The 20010-nt window shown below is 56.8% G+C and carries 23 protein-coding genes and 1 tRNA gene; 6 read left to right on the top strand and 18 right to left on the bottom strand.

Translation table 11 applies throughout. The features are described from left to right. Window positions 1–44: 44 nt before the first annotated feature. The gene (locus LKO31_RS12585) at window positions 45–1445 is read right to left on the bottom strand and encodes an amino acid permease (protein ID WP_227690910.1); all 1401 of its coding nucleotides are present in this window, start codon (window positions 1443–1445) and stop codon (window positions 45–47) included. A 138-nt stretch (window positions 1446–1583) separates the two neighbouring features. Beyond that, on the bottom strand, window positions 1584–1877 hold the full coding sequence (locus LKO31_RS12580; protein ID WP_227690909.1) for a 4a-hydroxytetrahydrobiopterin dehydratase: 294 nt from the start codon (window positions 1875–1877) through the stop codon (window positions 1584–1586). 52 nt (window positions 1878–1929) lie between these two features. Here LKO31_RS12580 and LKO31_RS12575 point away from each other — a divergent pair, with 52 nt between their 5' ends. Genes LKO31_RS12575 through LKO31_RS12565 form a run of 3 tightly spaced genes read left to right on the top strand, consistent with a single transcriptional unit; the run spans window position 1930 to window position 3667 of the window. Next, a complete protein-coding gene (locus LKO31_RS12575) occupies window positions 1930–2436 on the top strand; it encodes a metallopeptidase family protein (RefSeq protein ID WP_227690908.1) in 507 nt (168 codons plus the stop codon). After that, window positions 2433–3017: a heme ABC exporter ATP-binding protein CcmA gene (ccmA, locus tag LKO31_RS12570; RefSeq protein ID WP_227690907.1), complete on the top strand. Its 585-nt coding sequence runs from the start codon at window positions 2433–2435 to the stop codon at window positions 3015–3017. Before LKO31_RS12575 ends, ccmA begins: the two co-directional genes overlap by 4 nt. A 2-nt stretch (window positions 3018–3019) precedes the next feature. Continuing rightward, the gene (locus LKO31_RS12565; protein WP_227691244.1) at window positions 3020–3667 is read left to right on the top strand and encodes a heme exporter protein CcmB; all 648 of its coding nucleotides are present in this window, start codon (window positions 3020–3022) and stop codon (window positions 3665–3667) included. Between the two features lie 130 nt (window positions 3668–3797). On the opposite strand, the gene rplA is transcribed toward LKO31_RS12565, so the two are convergent. The 10 genes from rplA to LKO31_RS12515 form a co-directional block, all read right to left on the bottom strand. Next, window positions 3798–4496 carry a 50S ribosomal protein L1 gene (rplA, locus tag LKO31_RS12560; RefSeq protein WP_227690906.1) on the bottom strand — a complete coding sequence of 233 codons (699 nt, stop codon included), beginning with the start codon at window positions 4494–4496 and terminating at the stop codon, window positions 3798–3800. Window positions 4497–4500: 4 nt separating this feature from the next. Further along, window positions 4501–4932, bottom strand: coding sequence for a 50S ribosomal protein L11 (gene rplK, locus LKO31_RS12555; RefSeq protein WP_227690905.1), 432 nt, complete (start codon window positions 4930–4932; stop codon window positions 4501–4503). A 240-nt stretch (window positions 4933–5172) separates the two neighbouring features. After that, window positions 5173–6123 (bottom strand): acyl-CoA thioesterase, encoded by a 951-nt coding sequence (locus LKO31_RS12550; protein WP_227690904.1) that lies wholly within the window; start codon window positions 6121–6123, stop codon window positions 5173–5175. A 215-nt stretch (window positions 6124–6338) separates the two neighbouring features. After that, complete coding sequence (gene nusG, locus LKO31_RS12545) at window positions 6339–6875, bottom strand: transcription termination/antitermination protein NusG (protein WP_227690903.1); 537 nt, start codon at window positions 6873–6875, stop codon at window positions 6339–6341. 37 nt (window positions 6876–6912) lie between these two features. Beyond that, window positions 6913–7110 carry a preprotein translocase subunit SecE gene (gene secE, locus LKO31_RS12540; protein ID WP_227691243.1) on the bottom strand — a complete coding sequence of 66 codons (198 nt, stop codon included), beginning with the start codon at window positions 7108–7110 and terminating at the stop codon, window positions 6913–6915. A gap of 229 nt (window positions 7111–7339) precedes the next feature. Next, on the bottom strand, window positions 7340–7660 hold the full coding sequence (locus tag LKO31_RS12535; RefSeq protein WP_227690902.1) for a DMT family transporter: 321 nt from the start codon (window positions 7658–7660) through the stop codon (window positions 7340–7342). 197 nt (window positions 7661–7857) lie between these two features. After that, window positions 7858–8115, bottom strand: coding sequence for a hypothetical protein (locus LKO31_RS12530; RefSeq protein ID WP_227690901.1), 258 nt, complete (start codon window positions 8113–8115; stop codon window positions 7858–7860). 75 nt (window positions 8116–8190) lie between these two features. Further along, the gene (locus LKO31_RS12525; RefSeq protein ID WP_227690900.1) at window positions 8191–9177 is read right to left on the bottom strand and encodes an acyl-CoA dehydrogenase family protein; all 987 of its coding nucleotides are present in this window, start codon (window positions 9175–9177) and stop codon (window positions 8191–8193) included. After that, the gene (locus LKO31_RS12520; protein WP_227690899.1) at window positions 9177–10358 is read right to left on the bottom strand and encodes an acyl-CoA dehydrogenase family protein; all 1182 of its coding nucleotides are present in this window, start codon (window positions 10356–10358) and stop codon (window positions 9177–9179) included. Before LKO31_RS12520 ends, LKO31_RS12525 begins: the two co-directional genes overlap by 1 nt. A 236-nt stretch (window positions 10359–10594) precedes the next feature. Further along, window positions 10595–10670: transfer RNA gene (locus LKO31_RS12515), tRNA-Trp, on the bottom strand. Window positions 10671–10761: 91 nt separating this feature from the next. Here LKO31_RS12515 and LKO31_RS12510 point away from each other — a divergent pair. Continuing rightward, window positions 10762–11721: a DMT family transporter gene (locus LKO31_RS12510; protein ID WP_227690898.1), complete on the top strand. Its 960-nt coding sequence runs from the start codon at window positions 10762–10764 to the stop codon at window positions 11719–11721. Then, on the top strand, window positions 11718–12335 hold the full coding sequence (locus LKO31_RS12505; protein ID WP_227690897.1) for a glutathione S-transferase family protein: 618 nt from the start codon (window positions 11718–11720) through the stop codon (window positions 12333–12335). The genes LKO31_RS12510 and LKO31_RS12505 overlap by 4 nt, the downstream gene beginning before the upstream one ends. Window positions 12336–12429: 94 nt before the next feature. On the opposite strand, the gene LKO31_RS12500 is transcribed toward LKO31_RS12505, so the two are convergent. From LKO31_RS12500 to LKO31_RS12485, 4 genes are all read right to left on the bottom strand, one after another. After that, complete coding sequence (locus LKO31_RS12500; protein ID WP_227690896.1) at window positions 12430–13623, bottom strand: acyl-CoA dehydrogenase family protein; 1194 nt, start codon at window positions 13621–13623, stop codon at window positions 12430–12432. A gap of 12 nt (window positions 13624–13635) precedes the next feature. Next, window positions 13636–15198 carry a fatty acid--CoA ligase gene (locus tag LKO31_RS12495; protein WP_320443500.1) on the bottom strand — a complete coding sequence of 521 codons (1563 nt, stop codon included), beginning with the start codon at window positions 15196–15198 and terminating at the stop codon, window positions 13636–13638. 135 nt (window positions 15199–15333) lie between these two features. After that, entirely contained in the window at window positions 15334–15930 is a 597-nt protein-coding gene (locus LKO31_RS12490) for a DUF938 domain-containing protein (RefSeq protein ID WP_227690895.1), read from the bottom strand. An 8-nt stretch (window positions 15931–15938) separates the two neighbouring features. Further along, window positions 15939–16391, bottom strand: coding sequence for an ABA4-like family protein (locus LKO31_RS12485; RefSeq protein WP_227690894.1), 453 nt, complete (start codon window positions 16389–16391; stop codon window positions 15939–15941). Window positions 16392–16568: 177 nt separating this feature from the next. Between LKO31_RS12485 and LKO31_RS12480 the strand changes: the two genes are divergently transcribed. After that, on the top strand, window positions 16569–16898 hold the full coding sequence (locus tag LKO31_RS12480; protein WP_227690893.1) for a DUF2322 family protein: 330 nt from the start codon (window positions 16569–16571) through the stop codon (window positions 16896–16898). 101 nt (window positions 16899–16999) lie between these two features. Here LKO31_RS12480 and gcvPB read toward each other — a convergent pair whose 3' ends face one another. Then, the gene (gene gcvPB, locus LKO31_RS12475) at window positions 17000–18553 is read right to left on the bottom strand and encodes an aminomethyl-transferring glycine dehydrogenase subunit GcvPB (protein WP_227690892.1); all 1554 of its coding nucleotides are present in this window, start codon (window positions 18551–18553) and stop codon (window positions 17000–17002) included. After that, complete coding sequence (gene gcvPA / locus LKO31_RS12470; protein WP_227690891.1) at window positions 18550–19908, bottom strand: aminomethyl-transferring glycine dehydrogenase subunit GcvPA; 1359 nt, start codon at window positions 19906–19908, stop codon at window positions 18550–18552. Before gcvPA ends, gcvPB begins: the two co-directional genes overlap by 4 nt. Between the last annotated feature and the right edge of the window lie 102 nt (window positions 19909–20010).

Below are 20010 nucleotides of genomic sequence, written 5' to 3'. Positions count from 1 at the left end.
TGCGTGGGCTTTTGCTTCCACTTTTGGTGGATGAGGCTAGGGCCTTACAGCGCAGCCTTGGCGTGGCGGCGCGAATAAAGGAAATAAACGCCCACACCGAAAATATTCCACACCACGAACCAGAATTGGGTCGAGGATGGCAGGCTGAAGAACAGATAGACGCAGCCAAACACCGCAATACCGCCGACCAACCAAGGCATAGGCGCACGGAAGGTCCGATGTGCATCCGGTTCCCGGCGACGCATCACCAACATGCACACCGCCACGGCCGAAAAGGCTGCCAAGGTGCCCGCATTGGCCAAGGCCGCCAATTCACCCAGCGGGATAAAGCCTGCCAACACCGCCACCACGGCAGCCGTGAACAGCGTGATACGCACAGGTGAACCCTTGGCCGACAATTTGGCAAGACCAGATGGCAACATGCCGTCACGCGCCATCGTAAAGAAAATGCGGCTTTGTCCATAGAAGAAGGCCAAGATCACGGTCGGCAAAGCGATTACCGCCGAAACCGCCAGATATTGCGCCGCCAAAGGCTGGCCGAGTTCGCGCAAAATCAGGGCCAAAGGTTCTGGGCTGTTGGCAAAGCGCGAATAGGCAATCGCACCCACCGCCGCCAGAGCAACGCCAATATAAATCACCACACAGGCCACCATCGATCCGATGATACCGATCTTCAGATCGCGGTCCGGATTTTTGGTTTCTTCTGCCGCCGTGGCAATGGCGTCAAAACCATAAAAGGCAAAGAAGATGATCGCAGCGGCGGCCATAATGCCCCGCTCAACGCCATCCGGCCCCATATGTTTCGCAAAGCCATAAGGGCTGAAAGGTTCAAAATTTGCTGCATCAAAAGCTGGCAAAGCAACGGCCACGAAAATCGCCAATGCCGCAATTTTCACCAACACCAAAATAGCGTTCACTGTGGCGCTTTCGCGTGTTCCCATCAACAGCAATGCAGCGACCACGCCAATGATGAAGACCGCTGGCAAATTCACAATGCCGCCCAGTTCCGGCCCCTGCATCAACGCCATGGGCACACCGGCCCACGCCTCTAGCAATGGCGCGGCATAGCCAGACCAGCCCACCGCAACCGCGCTGACCACCAAGCTATATTCCAAGATCAAGCTCCAGCCGATCACCCAAGCGATCAACTCGCCCAGCACGACATAGCTATAGGTATAAGCGCTGCCTGATGCGGGGATCATGGTTGCCATTTCGGCATAAGCAAGCGCCGCACAAACGCAGATCACCCCTGCAATGGCGAACGATGCAATAACAGCGGGGCCGGCTTTATCGGCGCCCACCCCAATTAATGTTAAAATTCCGGTGCCGACAATCGCCCCAACACCCAATGCGATCAAATGCGGCCAGCTTAAAGTTCGGGCTAAGCCCTTCCCCTCTGCTGCCTCAACGACCAATTTTTTTCGACGTAAAAGTCCATGGTTCATTTCAGCATCCCTTGTTTTCGGAGCGACTGTTGCCAAATCGCGCCTCAAACGCAATGCCTCCGCCAAAAAACTATGGACGATCCGAAACTTAACGAAAAAATTACAGGCAGCGCCGAATATTCTTCGGCACAAGGGCGGTTAAACGATCAACATTTCCTCAATCGCCTGCATCAACATTTCGTCCCGCACCGACAAACCATCACAATCATGCGTCGTCAGAACGATTTCTACGCGATTATAAACATTATACCATTCCGGATGATGGTCCATTTTTTCGGCCACAATGGCGACGCGGGTCATAAACCCAAAAGCCTGTGCAAAATCGTCGAAATTCAATCGCCGCCCAACGGCATCACGTTCGGGATCATATTGCCATTCGGGAAATCGCGCGAGCAAACTGCTTCGCTGGCTTTCATCAAGTTTCTGGACCATCCCTTATCTCCTCACTGGCAATGCTGAACCAGTCGCCATAAGGATGCAAATTATGAACGACAAGCCAGCCCCTATGGACGACCCAAGCACGCCCAAACGCGCGGCGCAAGCGTCAGCATCCGCCCTGCCCGAGGGATGGACAGGTGGCCCACCCGATACCGACGCTTTTTTCCATATGGCCGAAGCGGCGCTGGCCAGTCTTCCGACCCTATTTCAACCCCATATCCAGCATCTGTTGATCACTGTCGAAGATTTGGCCGACGCCGACACGCTACGGGCCTTGGAAATCGATAATGCGCTGGAATTGACGGGATTGTACGAAGGCTATCCGATCACCGATCGCTCGCTGGATCATAGCGGCACATTGCCCGACCGCGTCACCCTTTATCGTATCCCCATTTTGATGGAATGGGTGGACGGCGGTGAACGATTGGATTGGTTGATCCGCCATGTGCTGGTTCATGAAATCGGCCATCATTTCGGCTTTTCCGACGATGACATGCACGCCCTCGAGGCGATGAGCATGGACAATGACACCCCATCGCAGGACGCAGGATGAGCCAGCTTCTCCGTTTCGATCAGGTCAGCTGCGTTCGGGGCGACCGCTTGCTATTTCGTGCGCTCGACCTTTGCTTGTCGCGCGGCGATGCCCTGTGGCTGCGCGGCCCCAATGGCACCGGGAAATCCAGCCTCATCCGTATGGCGGCTGGCCTGCTCCGGCCCTTTCGCGGCACCGTGTCGCGCCATGAACGTTGCGCGCTGATCGACGAAGCGGCGGCACTGGATGCCGAATTACCGCTGCGCGCAGCGCTTAACATCTGGGGCCGTATCGATGGCATCGACGGCACAGCGACCATAGCGGCAATGGAGGCGATGGCGCTATCTGCCCTATCGGACGTGCCTGTGGCCATGCTGTCAACCGGCCAGCGCAAACGCGCCGCCATGGCCCGCGTCATCGCCAGCGGCGCTCCCATTTGGCTACTCGACGAACCCGCCAACGGCCTAGACAGCGCCAGCATTGCTTTGCTGGTCGCCGCCATTCATGCCCACCGTCAGGGCGGCGGGGCGATATTGCTGGCATCCCATGTCGATTTGGGCGCGGATGATGTGCGTCAATTGCATTTGGGGGACCAGCCATGATCATGATCCCGTCCATGACGCTATTTTGGCGCGACCTGCGCCGCGCATGGGGCAGCGGCGCTATGTGGCTGCCTATCGTTTTTTTCATGCTGGTCGCGACGGCCTTTCCCTTTGGGGTCGGGCCTGATGGCCAGCTATTGTCCCGCACTGGCGGCGGCATGTTGTGGGTGGCCGCGCTTCTAGCTTCCTTGATGCCCATTGACCGGCTGATCCGTCCGGACAAGGAATCTGGCGTGCTCGATCAACTGGCTGTGCGCGGATTTGCGGACGAAAGCATCGCGGCGATTAAAATTGCGGCCCATGCCATCAGCTTTGGTCTGCCGCTGCTGATCGCGCTATTGCCCGCATCTGTCTTATTGGCCCAAGACGGCGCGCGCTTAGGCTTGGTGGCGCTCGGCCTCAGCATTGCTATTCCGGCCCTTGCCTCGCTGGCGGTGATGAGCGCGGCATTGACCGCCCATATGAAAAGCAACAGCGCGCTGGGCGGGTTGCTATTGCTGCCCTTGGCCATTCCCTTGCTCATTTTCGGGGCGGGAATGCTGGACCCTGCGGGCCGAGGGGCCATAAAATTGCTGATGGCCACCAGCTTGTTGCTGACCGTGATCGGCCCCTTCGCCGCTGGCGCCGCCTTACGGGCGCTGCGGGAATAGCCCCTGCGCCGCCGCAATAATGTCGGCTCATCATCTATTCGGCTGACATGTGGGCCGGTACAAATCGACGCATAAAAAAAGGCCGGAGGATTTCTCCTCCGGCCTTTTCTATTCATCACTGGGATAAAGATTAAGCGCCAACAACGTCAGCGGTGTCAATCTTCACGCCAGGGCCCATCGACGACGACAGGGCAATCTTGCGAACATATTTGCCCTTCGCGCCAGCAGGCTTTGCTTTCACGATTGCATCGACAAAAGCGTCGAAGTTCTGGCGAAGCTTTTCTTCACCGAACGACAGCTTGCCGAGGCCAGCGTGAATGATACCAGCCTTTTCGACGCGGAATTCGATCTGACCACCCTTGGCGGCCTTCACGGCTTCAGCAACATTCGGGGTAACAGTGCCCAGCTTCGGGTTTGGCATCAGGCCCTTAGGACCCAAGGTCTTACCGAGGCGACCAACAATGCCCATCATGTCCGGCGTTGCGATAACGCGGCCATAATCCAGATTGCCAGCCAGCATGTCTTCCATCAGGTCTTCGGCGCCAACCTTGTCCGCGCCAGCAGCCAATGCCTTTTCAGCATTGTCGCCACGTGCGAACACGGCAACCTTAACGTCCTTACCGGTGCCAGCAGGCAGGGTAACAACGCCGCGAACCATTTGGTCTGCGTGACGGGGATCAACGCCCAAGTTGATAGCAACTTCAAGCGATTCGTCGAACTTAGCCGAAGCCAGTTCACGAACGGTCTTGATCGCTTCATCAACGGCGTGCAGCTTTACGCTGTCAACCTTGCCCACAAGGCTCTTCTGCTTTTTCGTCAGCTTAGCCATGAGTTCAGCCCTCCACCACGTCAAGGCCCATCGAACGCGCACTGCCTTCGATGATACGGGTTGCCATTTCGATGTCGTTTGCGTTGAGATCCTTCATCTTGATCTCTGCAATTTCGGCCAGTTGAGCGCGCGTAATGGTACCAACGCTCGACTTGCTTGGTTCTTTCGAACCCGACTTCACATTAGCAGCCTTCTTCAGCAAATAGGTTGCCGGAGCAGTCTTGGTAACGAAAGCAAAGCTCTTGTCCGCGAAAACGGTGATCACGGTCGGAGTGGGGGTGCCCTTCTCCAGCTTGTCCGTTGCAGCGTTAAACGCCTTACAGAATTCCATGATGTTCACGCCGCGCTGACCCAGTGCCGGGCCCAATGGGGGCGACGGGTTAGCAGCGCCAGCCGGTACGTTCAGCTTGATATAGCCGGTAATTTTCTTGGCCATGATGGCCTCCTTTCTCTCTATCGAGAGCGGCAAGCCGCTCTCTCAAGTATAGCGGTCAAACAGAGGGTTATCAGGCCTCCTCCCGCGCGGATACGCGCACAGAATCATCGCTGATCCGGCACACGAAGTGGGGCCATTAACGGGAATGCACCCAAAACACAAGCCAAGCCTGTGCGTCGTCGTCCAAACCGCCCATCACGCTTCGGGTGTCAACCTTCAGGAGGCCTCAACCTTGGGCCATCAAGCTTGAGGCGTCAGGCGCAGCAAGCCTTCTTGCACCACCGATGCAATCAACTTCCCATCGCGTGTGAACACCCGCCCGCGATTAATACCGCGCGCCGCGCCCGTCCAATCGCTGTCCATCACAAAAACAACCCATTGGTCCAAATGCACATCATCATGGAACCACATGGCATGGTCCAAACTGGTCGAAAACAATCCCGGTGTCGACCATGTCAAACCATGTGGCAGCAAGGATGACGTCAACAACCCCATGTCCGACATGAAAGCCAAGAAATTGCGGTGCAAATTGCGGTCATCCGCAATGGGTGCGGCCATACGATACCATTGATAATGGGCAGACCCGCCTGTCTGTGTCGACACCGGGCGATGGGTGCGCATTTCAAACGGACGCATACGGGCCGACCGGATCAAATCATCCTCATCGACATTGGGGTCCATCGCCAAATGTTCGATAAAGTCCATACAATCTTCGGGCGGCAAAATATCCGGCATCACGGCCTGATATTCCGGCCCTTCTTCGGGCGCATGAAAGGATGCCGTCAGGTTGAAAATCACCTTGCCATCTTGGCGCACGACAACACGGCGGTTGGAAAAGGTGCGGCCATCAAAGTCGCGATGAACCCGAAAATGCAGTGGCTTGGTTTCATCCCCGCCGCGCAGAAAATAGGCATGGAGCGAATGCGCCTGCTTAACCCCCTCGACCGTCAATGTCGCAGCGGCCAAAGCTTGGGCGATAACTTGCCCGCCAAAAATGCGGGCGCGCGTCGCCACGGGAAAGGCGGGAAAGATAAATTCATCTTCCGCGCCAGCAGGCAGTAATTGAAATAACTTGCTGGCCAGATGCACCACTTTTTCAGCGGGGTTTTTCTGTCGGACAGCCTGCGCGATCGCCAACCGATCCGCAATTTGCGCGTCACTCAATGCCCCAATCTGTTCAATCCCAGCCATCCTGCTCCCTGTCTTTTTTATTTTGTTACGCGTCACGCGCCATCATCAGCCTTGCGCCGCCCCCATAGTTTTGCGGGCGAAAAGCAAGGCCAAAATGGCGATGCAATAATTGCTACTTACACATGAGTCAGACAAAGGGAATAAGCCAAACAGAAAAAGGCCGCCCCAAGGGACGGCCTTTTTCTGTTCCGAATATCGCCGGAACGGGCGGGTATTTATTTTACGCGCTCGACCTGCTCGAAATCCAATTCGACTGGCGTTGCACGGCCAAAAATCGAAACGCTGACCTTGACGCGCGCCTTGTCGAAATCCAGTTCCTCGACCACGCCGTTGAAGCTGGCGAAGGGACCTTCCAACACCTTGACCTGATCGCCGATTTCGTAATCGACGCGTACTTCGGTCTTGGGACGCGCAGCAGCTTCTTCTTTACTGTTCAAAATGCGGGCGGCTTCGGCTTCGCTGATGGGCTGCGGCTTACCCGAAAAGCCCAAAAATCCGGTAACCTTTGGGGTGTTCTTGACCAAGTGATAAACATCATCGGTCATGGTCAGCTTGGCGAGCACATAGCCGGGGAAGAATTTCCGTTCCGACTGTACCTTCTTGCCGCGCTTTACCTCGGTCACGGTTTCTACCGGAACCTCAACCGATTCTACAAAATCGGTCAGGCCCATGCGCTCTGCCTCGGCGACCACCGAGTCACGCACTTTATTTTCAAAACCCGAATAGGCGTGAATGATATACCAGCGCGCCATGCGTATCGTCCTGTTCTAATTCTAAGAATTGCGCCGATTAACGCGCGAGCGACGTCAGCCAGCTGACGATCATATTAAAAAAGCTATCAACGCCAAGGAAGAATAGCGACAACATTGTCATCATGATCAAAACCAAGATGGTGGTCTGCCCGGTTTCACGACCACTCGGCCAAACAATTTTGCCGGTTTCCGTTTTCACCTGGTTGACGAATTCGCCGATGCTGGGCCGTGCCATGTCGATCGTCCTGTCCTTCAAGCGTTCAATAGTGACAGACAAATGGGTTGCTCTTTGGCCCGCGTCAAGCAGGCTTTGGGCAAGTGTTCATCCACCCTTACCGAATAAGTCGGCAAAAGGCGGATAAGAACGGCGCATCTGTCCGAATAGGCCGCCCTTAAACGCCCTGCCCCCACTTGGCAAGCGATTGCCGCGCTTTACCCTAGCAAAACCGGTCGAGCCTGCCCGCTTAGGCTGGCGATGAAAGCTTCATCATCACCAATCCGCCGACAATCAACACGGCTGCGGCAATACGCATCGCATTCGCCTGTTCGCCCAGCACCATAATCCCCACCAAAAAAGCCCCAACCGCGCCAATGCCGGTCCAAATGGTATAAGCCGTGCCCAGCGGCAGGCTCTTCATCGACAAAGATAATAGGGTAAAGCTGGCGATCATCGTGACAATCGTCACAACCGACGGAATGGGCTTGGAAAAGCCGTCGGACATTTTCATTGCAAATGCCCAAATAATTTCCAAAACACCCGCGATAATCAAATAGACCCAAGCCATGATGCAGCTTCCTTCTCAAGCTGCCGGGCCGTCCCGGACTTCAAACCCGCGCGAATAGCTGGGCGAGGACGTGGCCTCTTTTACTGGGCCTATATCGGCAGAACATGCCCCAAAACAAGCAAAATAAGGACAGCACCGACCAGCGCCTTGCGCCCGAGATGCGCGCCGCTAGTCCAGATATGCTTAAACCCGCATGCTCAGGCCCGCGTTTCAACCAATTCGACAATTTCCAATTCATAGCTTTGCCACCCGCGCATTTTGCACGCTTCTTCAGCAGCGATTTTCTTCTTTTTCGCCTCGGCCAAATTGCGGCTATGGCCCCAGAACACCTCGGTCTTGCCATTTCCCAACAAGGCAATAATCCGCCAATAATGGCTGAAATCATGGCTCGTCGGGCCAATGGTTTTCATATAACCATCGGCCATCGTCGCCGTCAAATATCGTTTTTTCTTCATGGCCTGTGCATATCATAAGGGCGGGTTCGGCTGATGCCCCGCCCGCCCTTATCCTAAACCTGATCGCCTGTCACATCAGCGCGCAGCACAGGGCAAGGCAGAGCGCACAAAGTCCACCGACGCCGCAGCGGATGCCAAACGCTGCGCGCCCAAAATCCGGTTCCAATAATTTTCCGACCCATCCGCCAATCGCCATTCATGCAAACGGCGGGTCAGCAATTGCAGGTCATATTCCTCGCTAATGCCAATCGCGCCATGCACCGCATGGGCGGTGTTGGCCACCAAGGCCGCCGCATGGCTGGCGACAGATTTGGCGGTCGCCGCCGCTGCCGGCGATATTGGCAGACCGCCCGCACAGCCCAATTGCGATGCCAAACGCGCCGCAACGGCATGCTCTGCCATCACCGCCAGATTTTGCTGCAACGCCTGTTGCCGGCCAATGGGCTTGCCAAATTGCACGCGCTGCGCGGCATAATCGGCGGTGCGCTGCACCAACTCATCCGCCGCGCCCGCTATCATCGCCGCACGCAGTAAAGCAGCATAGGCGCGCAGCCCCGCCTCTGGCTTGGCGAAACTATTCCCGCTGACGGCGTCCCATTGGAAACGCGCCGACAAATCACCATATATGCCCGTGCCCTGCGGCGCGCCAGACGCCGCACTATACAGAGTCAATCCGGCCGCATTTTCGACCAGCACATGCTGTGCTATTTGCCCCAAAGGCACGATCACCGGCGCATTGCCTGTCATGACCGCCAGCACAATCGGTCCATCGGGCGCATCCTGCCCCGCCATGCTCAATAATGCACGGGCCAGCATCGTCTCCCCAATCGGCAGGGGCACGGCGCGGCGGCCCAATATCTGCCACAGGCCATGGACCACGCCCAAGTCCAGACCGGCACCGCCCGCCTCTTCGCTGACCAACGCGTCCAAATATCCCGATTCCTGCACCATCTGCCACAGGCTGCTGATATCCCCGCCCCGTTCCGCCGCGCGCACGGCCGCTGGCGTCATCACTTCGTCCATCAAACGGGCAAAGGGTTCGATAAATTCTGCTGCGTTCATTATCTTAACCCCATTCCCCGTGCCAAAATTCCACGCAAAATCTCCCGCGTTCCGCCGCGCAGCGAGAAACTGGGCGCCAAATGGGTGATATAGGCCAGCGTGCGGTGCAGATCGTCGCTCACCACCTCATCTGGCCAAGCCGCAAGGTCTGCACCAATGGCAATGGGCAATTCTTGTTCAAAACTGGTGCCCAAATCCTTCACCAAAGAAGCCTCCACCACCGGACTGTCACCGGCCGCCAAGCGCGCCGTACATGCAATGGACATGGCGCGCAGTGTCGCCAGCCTTGCGGTGAAATTGCCCACCAAATCCAGCGTGGCGCTGTCCTTGCGGCCAACATGGCGCAGATGCGCAATCCATGCGTCGAGCAAGATGATGCTGGAATAAATACGTTCCGGTCCGCTGCGCTCAAAGGCCAGTTCGGCGGTCACTTGCCGCCACCCATCCCCTTCCGCGCCAATCAACGCGTCGGCGGGCAAATCCACATTGTCGAAAAACACTTCGGCAAAATGGCTGTCCCCCGCCAAATCCATGATAGGCCGGACTGTCACGCCGGGGGCCTTCAGGTCGATGATCAATTGCGACAAGCCGCTGTGCCGGTCATCCGCGCTGCCGGATGTTCGCAGCAAGGCGATCATATAATCGCTGTACATGGCATTGGTGGTCCAGATTTTCTGGCCATTCACCCGCCAACCGGCGTCCGTCCGCTCAGCGCGGGTCCGCACACTCGCTAGGTCGGAACCCGAATTGGGCTCGCTCATGCCGATACAAAAGAAAAACTCCCCGCGGCAAATGCGGGGGATGTAAAATTGGCGCTGTTCTTCGGTGCCGAAATTCAGGATCAGCGGGGCGCTCTGACGGTCGGCAATCCAATGGGCGGCGACAGGTGCGCCCGCGCTCAGCAATTCTTCGACCACCACAAATCGCGCAAAGGGTCCGCGCTCCTGCCCGCCATAAGCTTTGGGCAAGGTCAGCCCCAGAAATCCGGCCTCGCCCAATTTCCGGCTAAATGCGGCATCAAAGCCCGCCCAAGACCGCGCTCTTCGGTCGCTGGGTAAATCGGCAATGGCGTCGGCAATCAATTGGCGAATGGCTGGCCGAATAGCCTCGTCTTCCGGCGGCAAAGCGGCAAGCGTCAATGTATCGAACAGCGTCCCTACTCCCACGATGGCCGCGTTCATGCGCGGCTGTTTGTGCCCATCGCTTTGCATGGGTCAGGGCCGATATTCAAATATTATCGAATAAAATATGGACGACGCCGATTTCTGGCCGCACATCATCCGTAGCAAAAGCCAGCAAGATCAGCATCACCATATGCATGGTAATATGTCGCTATGACCACCAAATAAAAGGATAATTCGAAAAGGGGAGCCGAAGCTCAACCCTTTTCGTTATATGGCTTAACCATTGAAAACAATGGCAGGGGCAGCAGGATTCGAACCCGCGGCCCTCGGTTTTGGAGACCGATGCTCTACCAGCTGAGCTATGCCCCTAAGCCGGATTGGGCCTCTACCGCCCTTGTTGGCATGTGGCAAGTGCTTTGACAGCTTGCATGAAAATATCTGCCTGATATGCCGATCATATATGAGCAAAAACGGTTCGAACAACAGCCACATGGCGGCGGAAATAGAGGGAACATCTCCCAATTATCTAGGCGGAATTGCCCTGCGCCTGCTGGCGATGCTCAGCCTATCGATCATGTTCGTGATCGTAAAATTATTGGACCAAAGCGGCGTTCATGTATTGGAAAGCCTGTTCTGGCGGCAAGCATTGGTGCTTCCCTTCCTGTTGGTTTGGATTTGGAGATTCGCAGGCTTTCATACGTTGCGAACCCAGCGCATCGGTTCGCACATGCGCCGTACAGCGATGGGCTTGACCGGCATGGCCTGCAATTTTCTCGCCATGATCTTTCTACCCATGGCCGAGGCGACGACCATCAACCTGTCCGTTCCCATTTTCGCAGTGATTTTTGCGGCCATATTGCTGGGCGAGAAAATCCGGTGGCAGCGGTGGAGCGCCGTTTTGCTGGGCTTTATTGGCGTGCTCATCGTGCTGGACCCCAGCAACAGCTTTGCCGATGGTTTTAGCGGGCGTCACGGATTGGGCACAATGATTGCCATTACCGGTGCTATCACCACGGCCTTGATCAGCATCGCCATTCGCGATTTGGGCCGCACCGAAAATGCGTCGACCATCGTTTTTTATTTCAGCTTGATGTCGATGCTGCCCTTGGGGCTGGCCCTGCCCTTTGTTTACACGTCGCACAGCGCCGAACAATGGCTGCTGATTGCCGGATTGGGGCTGACCGGCGCGGTTGTGCAAATGTCGCTGACGGGGGCGCTGCGACTTGCGCCAGTATCGGTGGTGTTGCCGATGGATTATAGCGCGCTGTTATGGGCCATTGCGCTGGGTTGGTATATATTCGGTACGGTCCCAGCCGAAACGACATGGATTGGTGCGCCCATCATCATATTCAGCGGATTGTTCATTGCATGGCGCGAACATCGACGTCAGGTTCAGCGGCCAAAGGATATCACAGCATGACCCAGCCCATCCTCTATCACTGTCCCGACGCACGGTCGCTGCGATGCTTATGGGCGGTCGAGGAAGTGGGCATGGATGTGACATTGCACAATTTGCCCTTTCCGCCCCGCGCCTTTGCGCCGGAATATCGCGCCGTCAATCCGCTGATGACCGTTCCGGCATGGGTCGAAAATGGCCTAACCCTGACCGAATCCGGCGCGATTGTGGAACGCATTGTGCAAAACACGCCGCTGGACGTTGCGCCCCATGAAGCGGATTATTGGCTCTATCGCAATTGGATGCACCGCAGCGATGCGACGCTAACCTTTCCCTTGGCGGTGATGATCCGCTATACACAGGTGGAGGTTCCCGAACGCCGCCTGCCCCAAGCCGCGGCTGACTATAAAGCCTTTTTCGCTGGCCGCGCCAAAAGCATCGAAGCCGCGCTAGCCGATGGCCGCGAATGGTTAGTTGCCGGCCGCTTCACCGCCGCCGACATCGCCATTGGCTATGCCGCATTTTTGGCGGAAACCCTAAACGCCCATGATGTGCTCGGCGACGCCACGCTTGCATGGTTGGAACGATGCAAGGCCCGCCCCGCCTTTGCCCGCGCACGTCTGCGCCAAAAGGCATAAGCCCATAAAAATAAGCGGCGGATTTCACCCCGCCGCCCATCATATCCTGCGCCGCCCCGCATGATGGACCGTCAGCGCCATCGGTCGTCGGCCATCACAGCCCCAAAATCAGTTTTGCCATAATATTGCGCTGAATTTCATTCGACCCGCCATAGATGGTCGACGCCCGACCGTTAAAATAGCGCGCAGACGCCGTCAGATCGTCTTCAGGCCCAACAAATTCCGTGTTGCTGCCGATGGTGCGGGCTTCAATCTGGTGGGGCGCAGCATATGGTCCCGCCACGATCAACGCCAATTCCTGTATCGCCTGCTGCGTCTCCGTGCCCTTGACCTTCAGCATCGACGATGCCGGTCCAGGGCTGCGCCCACGCGCGATGGCAGCCATCATCTTTTTCTCACCCGCCTCGATGGTCGCCACATCATTATATAACCGTGCAAATAGCTGGCGAATGGAAGGGTCATCCAGCAAGGTCTGCCCATCCCCTAAATCTTGCGCCAAGGCGTGCTGGGCCAAGCGGTCCAAACCATTTTTCAATCCGGCCGCATAAGCCGCAGACCGTTCAAATTCCAACAAATATTTGGCGACGCCCCAACCCTGATCTTCTTCGCCGACGCGGCCCGATTGCGGCACGCGCACATTGTCGAAAAACACCTGATTAAAATCATGATCGTCCGACAAGGTCAGGATGGGGCGCACGGTGATGCCGGGCGTGTCCATATCCAACAACAGGAAGGTAATACCTTGTTGGGGCCGACCATCACGGTTCGTGCGCACCAAACAAAACATGCGATTGGCATAATGGGCATGAGTGGTCCAAATTTTCGAGCCATTCAGCACATAATCATCGCCATCCTTGTCGGCGCGCAGCGACAGGCTGGCCAAGTCCGAACCCGATTGCGGTTCCGAATATCCTTGGCACCAATAATCCTCGCCCGACAAAATGCGGGGCAGATAATAAGCTTTTTGTTCCGGCGTGCCAAAACGCATGATGACGGGGGCGACCATCTTCAGCCCCATTGGCGACAGGCTGGGCGCGCCAGCCGCGGCGCATTCGCTGTCGAAAATATGGCGCTGGGTGTCGTTCCAACCCGTGCCGCCATATTCCTTTGGCCAATGCGGTGCGGCCCATCCCTTGGCATGCAATATCTGTTGCCATGCCAAAGAATAAGGCTTTTCGATGAAAACACTGGTCGCGAGACTAGCCGCTTTGCGCGATGCGGCGGGCAAGTTTTCTGCCAGCCAATCGCGCACTTCGGCGCGAAAGGCGTCCATATCATTTTGTGTCATGGCTTCTATCCGTTAATTGACCATGCGCTCATAACCTTCCCAATAGGGAGCGCGCAGGTCCTTCCTCAAAATCTTGCCGCTGGCGTTGCGGGGCAATTCCGCGATCACGTCGATGCTGCGCGGTGCTTTGAACGGAGCAATACGTTCGCGCGCCCATGCAATCACATCCGCCTCGTCGACGCTCATCCCCGGCTTGGGAACCACCACGGCCTTGACCGTTTCGCCCCATTTTTCATCGGGAATACCAATGACCGCGACCTCTTGCACCGCAGGATGCCCGTAAATGGCGCTTTCCACTTCGGCAGGATAGACATTTTCGCCGCCTGAAATGATCATGTCTTTCACGCGGTCATGGATATATAAATATCCGTCTTCATCCATATAACCGGCATCGCCGGTATGGATCCAGCCGTCCTTGGTCATGGTGTTTTTCGTGGCATCCGGCAGGTTCCAATATCCCAACATATTGTTGGTCGAACGCGTGACAACCTCACCTACTTCGCCCTGCGGCACCTCTTCGCCATCGCCGCCCAAAATCCGAATTTCAACGCCCGGCAATGGCTTGCCCGCAGAACGCATGCGCTTATTGCCATTGGGGTCATGATCTTCGGGGGGTAGCATGCAAATGGTGCCGGTGGTTTCCGTCATGCCATAGGCTTGAATAAATTCAGCGCCGAAAACCTGCATACATTGACGCAGCAATTCCAACGGAATGGGCGCCGCGCCGTACAAAATATATTTCAATCGGCTGTAATCCACAGACTTGCAGCGCGGATGCAGCAGCAACATGTGCAGCGCGGCCGGAACAATGAAAAATCGGGTAACGCCATATTTTTCCACCGCGTCGAAAACCGCGTCCGGCGTAAATTCCGGCAGAACCACCCCAGGCAAGCCAGAACCCAGCGCCATCACACCCAGTCCGGTTCCGCCAATATGGGCGCATGGCATGGCCACCATCACCGCTTCATCATCTTCCCATTTCGTATAAGGAAGATCCAAATCTTTGCTATATTTCCGCAGTCCAAACAGATTGCGATTGCACAGCACCGCGCCTTTGGGGTTACCGGTGGTGCCCGACGTATAAAGCTGTAGCACAGCTTCATCGATGGTGGCAGGTTCAAAGGCCACCCGCGGCGTTTCGCTGATTAATCGTTCCGCCTCGGCAGGGCCAATAATTTCGGGATTATGTTCCAGCTTGCCCGTCAGTTGGGCGGCTGCATCGTCAAAACCCTCGCCCGTAAAAACAATCTTGGCGGCGGTATCGTTCAAAATATAGGCCCATTCCGTCGGGGCCAAACGCCAACCAATGGGGGACATTACGATGCCAGCCCGCGCCGCGCCGTAAAACATGGTGAAATAGAGGGCGGCATTTTTGCCGATCCATGCAATCCGATCGCCTTTTTTCAGGCCCTTGGCAATCAATGCTGACGCAAAGCGCGCCGTACGATCATCCAATTCACCATAGCTAATGATATGCTCGCCTTCGCGCATCGCAATGCCATCGGGTCGTTCTTTCGCCCAATAGTTGAGATGTTCATCAAATGTGAACAGTTCATCAATGCTTTGCGCCATCATTCTCTCCCTCGAATCGCATCATATTCGTGCAATTTTGCATGAGGCTATCGAATGATAGACGATGTTTAAAGCATCGATGCCGACACCCTGCCAATAATAGCAGTACTTTATTGTCGGCCAATGAGGCCCACTTCATCAGGTGATTTTGCGAAACAGCAACATCAGATTATTCGCTGGCATCGCCTGCCGTGCGTCCAGAACAAAATCTTCCGCTACGGCAGCGGCGCGCATGTCATCCACATGGCGCAGTCCCCATTGCTTGTTGCGCGCCTTCAAAGATTGGTCGAACGCCAGATTGCTAGGTGCGGTTTCGACGCCCGCTTCCAAATATGGGCCATAAAGAATTAATGCCCCGCCAATGCCCAACAGGCGTCCCGCCCCTGCAAACAAGCCCAGTGTCGCTGCCCAAGGGCTGATATGCACCATGTTGATCGCCAACACGGCATCGGCATGGATCACGGGCCAGTGCCCACTGGCGGCGTCCAACGCCATGGGCGGCAGAAAATTCTCGCGCCCCTCCTCCTTTTGCCACGCCGCAATGGATGCCCGTGCGGCTTCATCTGGGTCGGTGGGCTGCCATTGCAGGTCCGAAAATTGCCGCGCAAAGGCCAGCCCATGTTCGCCCGAACCGCTGGCCACTTCCAGCACCAATCCGCTGGGCGGCAACCAGTGGGCCAAGACATCAGCAATGGGACCGATATTGCGCTGGGCCGCGGGGGCATATCGCTTCATGGCGTCGCTCAGCGTGCCGCGTTGCTAAGTTGCCGCGCGCGGCGGTCGCGCACGATCAACCAAATCAACAGGCCCAACGGCCCCGCCATCAAGGTCAGGAATAAAATGGGCCATTGTACAGCACGGCCAAAACCCTTTTGGTCTGCGTCCCGTGCAATCCACATGCCGACAAACAGATCAAAGGCCAGATAATGCACCCAGCCCAGCAACATCGCCGCCTGACCAGAAAATAAGGCCATCACCCCAGCCAAGGTCGTGAAACTGCCACCCGACGCAGAACCCGCGTCCGTCCATCCGCCCAGCAACATCCCCAGCAAAATGGCATAGGCCAAGCAGAGCAGAAATACCGACAGATATAGGATCAACGCCAAAACCTGCGGCTTGCGCGGGGCAAAGGCCAAGGCCAGCCAACCGATCATGGCCCAAACATTGGCAATGGTGAATATCGTTTCCCAGTTCATATTGGCCCCTGATGCAAAACAGGGTCTATCCCTGACGCACATGACACAGATTGCAAAGAGCGAATGCAGCTATCCGTACAATAATATCCATGGCCCGTCCGGCCACTATAGCTGCCTGCGCCCTTTGCTGGTACAGCGCCGCCCAAATTCTGTCCCTTCTCTGTTGAAAGAGCCGTCATGATCCAAGCCAGCGCAATCTTTAAAGAAAATCTCGTGCAATTGCCCAGCATCGACGGTGTGCTGCGCATCGACCTGATGGATGCACAAGGCGGCACGGTTGCCAGCATCCCCAATGAAGCGGGCAAGCAAGGCTCTTTGGCCGTCTATCAATATTTGGCGCAGACCTTCCCCACGCTCAACGCCGAAGCGGCCACCCATGGATTACAGATTTTCGCCGAACACACCGCTGACGCCAAAAACCGCCCAGGTGCTCATCCCAATGTCGATCATTTGCTGGCCATTGCCAATGGCGGCGCGGCGCTAAGCATTCATGTGATTACCGCCTAATCAACGATTGGCGGTGGATATCAACCGCATCTGATCCAGATATAAAAAGGGGCCGCGACATATTGTGTGTCGCGGCCCATTTTAATCTATTTTATGCGGGCTTATTCGCCCTGCCAGCTCAGCACAGGTTTCCGCGCGGCCAGCGTTTCATCCAGCCGCGCCCGCGGGGCGAAATGCGGCGCCGTTTTCAACGCTTCATCGCCCTGCTTGGCGCGAATGGCCAAGCTGCGCAGCGCTCCAATAAATTGGTCCAGCACGTCCAGCGATTCCGTTTCCGTTGGTTCGACCAACATCGCGCCATGAACCACCAGCGGGAAATAGACGGTCATCGGGTGATACCCCTCGTCAATCAAACCCTTGGCGATGTCATTGGTGCTGAAACCGTCCGCCAAGCCGCGATCGCTGAACAAGGCTTCGTGCATGCACGGACCCGATGCGCCAAAGGGCGCTTCCAGCACATCGTCCAGACTGCGGAGCACATAATTGGCGTTCAACACCGCATCTTCGGCCACCTGACGCAAGCCGTCCGACCCGTGGCTGAGGATATAGGTCAGCGCGCGGGTGAACATGCCCATTTGGCCATGAAACGCCGTCATGCGGCCAAAGCTGTCGGGCTGATGATCCGCGGCATTTTCTTCTTCGACCAAACGCAGCTTGCCATCGACGGGCTTGACGACTGGCAAGGGCGCATAAGGGGCCAGCGCCGCCGACAGTACGACCGGACCCGAACCGGGACCACCACCGCCATGGGGCGTCGAAAATGTTTTGTGCAAATTGATGTGCATCGCATCAACGCCCAAGTCACCGGGGCGCACACGGCCCACAATGGCGTTAAAATTCGCGCCATCGCAATAAACATAGCCACCCGCCGCATGAACGGCGTCGGATATTTTCTTCATATCCCGTTCAAACAGACCGCAGGTGTTGGGGTTGGTGATCATCACGCCCGCCACATCGGGGCCAAGGCGCGCGATCAGCGCATCGCTGTCCACACGGCCTTCGCTGGTCGCGGGGATACCCTCGACCGTGAAACCCGCAAAGGCAGCAGTAGCGGGGTTGGTGCCATGCGCGCTTTCGGGGACCAGCAACACGCGCCGGTCTTCGCCCCGTGCTTCCAAGGCTGCCTTAATGCACAAAATGCCGCATAATTCGCCATGCGCGCCCGCCTTGGGCGACATAGCGACCGACGCCATACCGGTCAGCTTGACCAACCAGTCGGCCAGTTCATGAATAACCGCCAACGCGCCTTGCACCGTTTCTTGGGGTTGCAGCGGATGCACATCCCCAAAGCCCGCCATGCGCGCCACTTTTTCATTCAAGCGCGGATTATGCTTCATGGTGCAGCTACCCAGCGGGAACAGCCCAAGGTCAATCGCATAATTTTGCCGCGACAGACGCGTATAATGACGTACCGTTTCCGATTCCGACAGGCCAGCCAGCCCGATCGGCGCGCTGCGCGTCAGAGGGCCCAAGTCAAAATCTTCGGCCACTTCGTCAAAATCGACGCCCGTGGTCTCGCGGGTGCCAATTTCAAAAATCAGCGGTTCTTCCAGCATCAAAGCGCGGTTGCCGGTAAAGGTCGCGGGCACACCGCCCGCCCCTGCTTCACCACTGGTCATTTCGGGACGCCATCCGGCGGGGTTCAGCGTGCTCATGCCAGTTCCTCCGTCAGTGCCTTGGCAAAGGCAGCAATATCATCCTCGGTCACCGTTTCCGTGACCGCCACCACCAAGCCATTGGCCAGCGCATCATTGTCCGGATACAGACGGCCCATCGACACACCCGCCAACACACCGCGCTCTGCCATGCGGTGCACCAAACTGCGGGCGTCCGTCGGCAAAATGATGGTGAATTCGTTGAAATATCCGCTGTTCAACACGGTCACATTGGGCACAGCCGCCAAAGCCGCCGCCGCTTTTTTGGCGCGGCCATGGTTGATCGCCGCCAATTGACGCAGCCCCGCTTCCCCCAGCAAGGTCATGTGGATGCTGAACGCCAACGCGCACAACCCAGCGTTGGTGCAAATATTGCTGGTCGCTTTTTCGCGGCGGATATGCTGTTCGCGCGTCGACAGGGTCAGCACAAAACCGCGTTTACCATTGGCGTCGACCGTTTCGCCGCACAAACGGCCCGGCATTTGCCGCACATATTTTTGGCGGCAAGCAAACAGGCCGACATAGGGCCCGCCAAATTGCAGGCCAACGCCCAAGCTCTGCCCTTCGCCAACCACAATATCCGCGCCCATTTCGCCTGGCGACTTGATCAGCCCCAGCGCCACAGGTTCCGTCACCACCGCGATCAACAAAGCACCATTTTGCGCACAAGCCGCTGACAAGGCGGTCATATCGTCGATGCGGCCCAAAATATCGGGATATTGCACGACGACACAGCTTGTGTCTTTGTCAACGCTGGCGGCCAATTCGGCCCAGTCGCTGGCGGCGTTCAATTCAGGGTCGCTATCCACCACCACATCGCCCGTATAATGGGCCATGGTGCGCGCCACGCTACGGTAATGGGGGTGAACACCGTTCGAAAACAGCGCCTTATTCCGCTTGGTGATGCGGCGGGCCATGACCACGGCTTCCCAGCAAGCGGTCGAGCCGTCATACATGGACGCATTGGCGACATCCATACCGAACAAGCGCGCCACTTGTGTTTGAAATTCAAACAACATTTGCAGCGTGCCCTGTGCGATTTCGGGCTGATAAGGGGTATAAGCGGTCAGAAATTCGCCGCGCTGGATCAAATGATCGACGCTGGCGGGCACATGGTGGCGGTAAGCCCCCGCGCCCAAAAAGAACGGGCCGTCACCCGCTGCGCGGTTTTGGCGGGCCAGTGCGGCCATATGGCGTTCGACGGCCAATTCGCTGGCATGGGCGGGCAAATCGGCAATCGGACCGTTTAGGCGCGCCTCGGCGGGCACATCCACAAACAGATCGTCAATGCTAGCAGCACCGATTTTCGCCAGCATTTTGGTGCGGTCGTCGGGTGTCAGCGGAAGGTAGCGCATCTCTTCACTCCTTATCACCCGCGCCATTGCGCCGCGAGCTTGCAGCTAGGGGTTCGGGAAAGCATGGGGCTACTCCCCCGCTATCCCGTTAAATATTCGCCG

The organism is Sphingopyxis yananensis, assembly GCF_020687785.1.
GTDB classification, from domain to species: Bacteria; Pseudomonadota; Alphaproteobacteria; order Sphingomonadales; family Sphingomonadaceae; genus Sphingopyxis; species Sphingopyxis yananensis.
The sequence above is the reverse complement of the archived record's forward strand: the minus strand, read 5'-3'. Positions and strand labels throughout refer to the sequence as shown.

Coding starts and splice junctions, on each gene's coding strand:
- LKO31_RS12585 (WP_227690910.1), bottom strand. CDS start 1,445: ATGAACCATGGACTTTTACGTCGAAAAAAATTGGTCGTTGAGGCAGCA.
- LKO31_RS12580 (WP_227690909.1), bottom strand. CDS start 1,877: ATGGTCCAGAAACTTGATGAAAGCCAGCGAAGCAGTTTGCTCGCGCGA.
- LKO31_RS12575 (WP_227690908.1), top strand. CDS start 1,930: ATGAACGACAAGCCAGCCCCTATGGACGACCCAAGCACGCCCAAACGC.
- ccmA (WP_227690907.1), top strand. CDS start 2,433: ATGAGCCAGCTTCTCCGTTTCGATCAGGTCAGCTGCGTTCGGGGCGAC.
- LKO31_RS12565 (WP_227691244.1), top strand. CDS start 3,020: ATGATCCCGTCCATGACGCTATTTTGGCGCGACCTGCGCCGCGCATGG.
- rplA (WP_227690906.1), bottom strand. CDS start 4,496: ATGGCTAAGCTGACGAAAAAGCAGAAGAGCCTTGTGGGCAAGGTTGAC.
- rplK (WP_227690905.1), bottom strand. CDS start 4,932: ATGGCCAAGAAAATTACCGGCTATATCAAGCTGAACGTACCGGCTGGC.
- LKO31_RS12550 (WP_227690904.1), bottom strand. CDS start 6,123: ATGGCTGGGATTGAACAGATTGGGGCATTGAGTGACGCGCAAATTGCG.
- nusG (WP_227690903.1), bottom strand. CDS start 6,875: ATGGCGCGCTGGTATATCATTCACGCCTATTCGGGTTTTGAAAATAAA.
- secE (WP_227691243.1), bottom strand. CDS start 7,110: ATGGCACGGCCCAGCATCGGCGAATTCGTCAACCAGGTGAAAACGGAA.
- LKO31_RS12535 (WP_227690902.1), bottom strand. CDS start 7,660: ATGGCTTGGGTCTATTTGATTATCGCGGGTGTTTTGGAAATTATTTGG.
- LKO31_RS12530 (WP_227690901.1), bottom strand. CDS start 8,115: ATGAAGAAAAAACGATATTTGACGGCGACGATGGCCGATGGTTATATG.
- LKO31_RS12525 (WP_227690900.1), bottom strand. CDS start 9,177: ATGAACGCAGCAGAATTTATCGAACCCTTTGCCCGTTTGATGGACGAA.
- LKO31_RS12520 (WP_227690899.1), bottom strand. CDS start 10,358: ATGAACGCGGCCATCGTGGGAGTAGGGACGCTGTTCGATACATTGACG.
- LKO31_RS12510 (WP_227690898.1), top strand. CDS start 10,762: ATGAGCAAAAACGGTTCGAACAACAGCCACATGGCGGCGGAAATAGAG.
- LKO31_RS12505 (WP_227690897.1), top strand. CDS start 11,718: ATGACCCAGCCCATCCTCTATCACTGTCCCGACGCACGGTCGCTGCGA.
- LKO31_RS12500 (WP_227690896.1), bottom strand. CDS start 13,623: ATGACACAAAATGATATGGACGCCTTTCGCGCCGAAGTGCGCGATTGG.
- LKO31_RS12495 (WP_320443500.1), bottom strand. CDS start 15,198: ATGATGGCGCAAAGCATTGATGAACTGTTCACATTTGATGAACATCTC.
- LKO31_RS12490 (WP_227690895.1), bottom strand. CDS start 15,930: ATGAAGCGATATGCCCCCGCGGCCCAGCGCAATATCGGTCCCATTGCT.
- LKO31_RS12485 (WP_227690894.1), bottom strand. CDS start 16,391: ATGAACTGGGAAACGATATTCACCATTGCCAATGTTTGGGCCATGATC.
- LKO31_RS12480 (WP_227690893.1), top strand. CDS start 16,569: ATGATCCAAGCCAGCGCAATCTTTAAAGAAAATCTCGTGCAATTGCCC.
- gcvPB (WP_227690892.1), bottom strand. CDS start 18,553: ATGAGCACGCTGAACCCCGCCGGATGGCGTCCCGAAATGACCAGTGGT.
- gcvPA (WP_227690891.1), bottom strand. CDS start 19,908: ATGCGCTACCTTCCGCTGACACCCGACGACCGCACCAAAATGCTGGCG.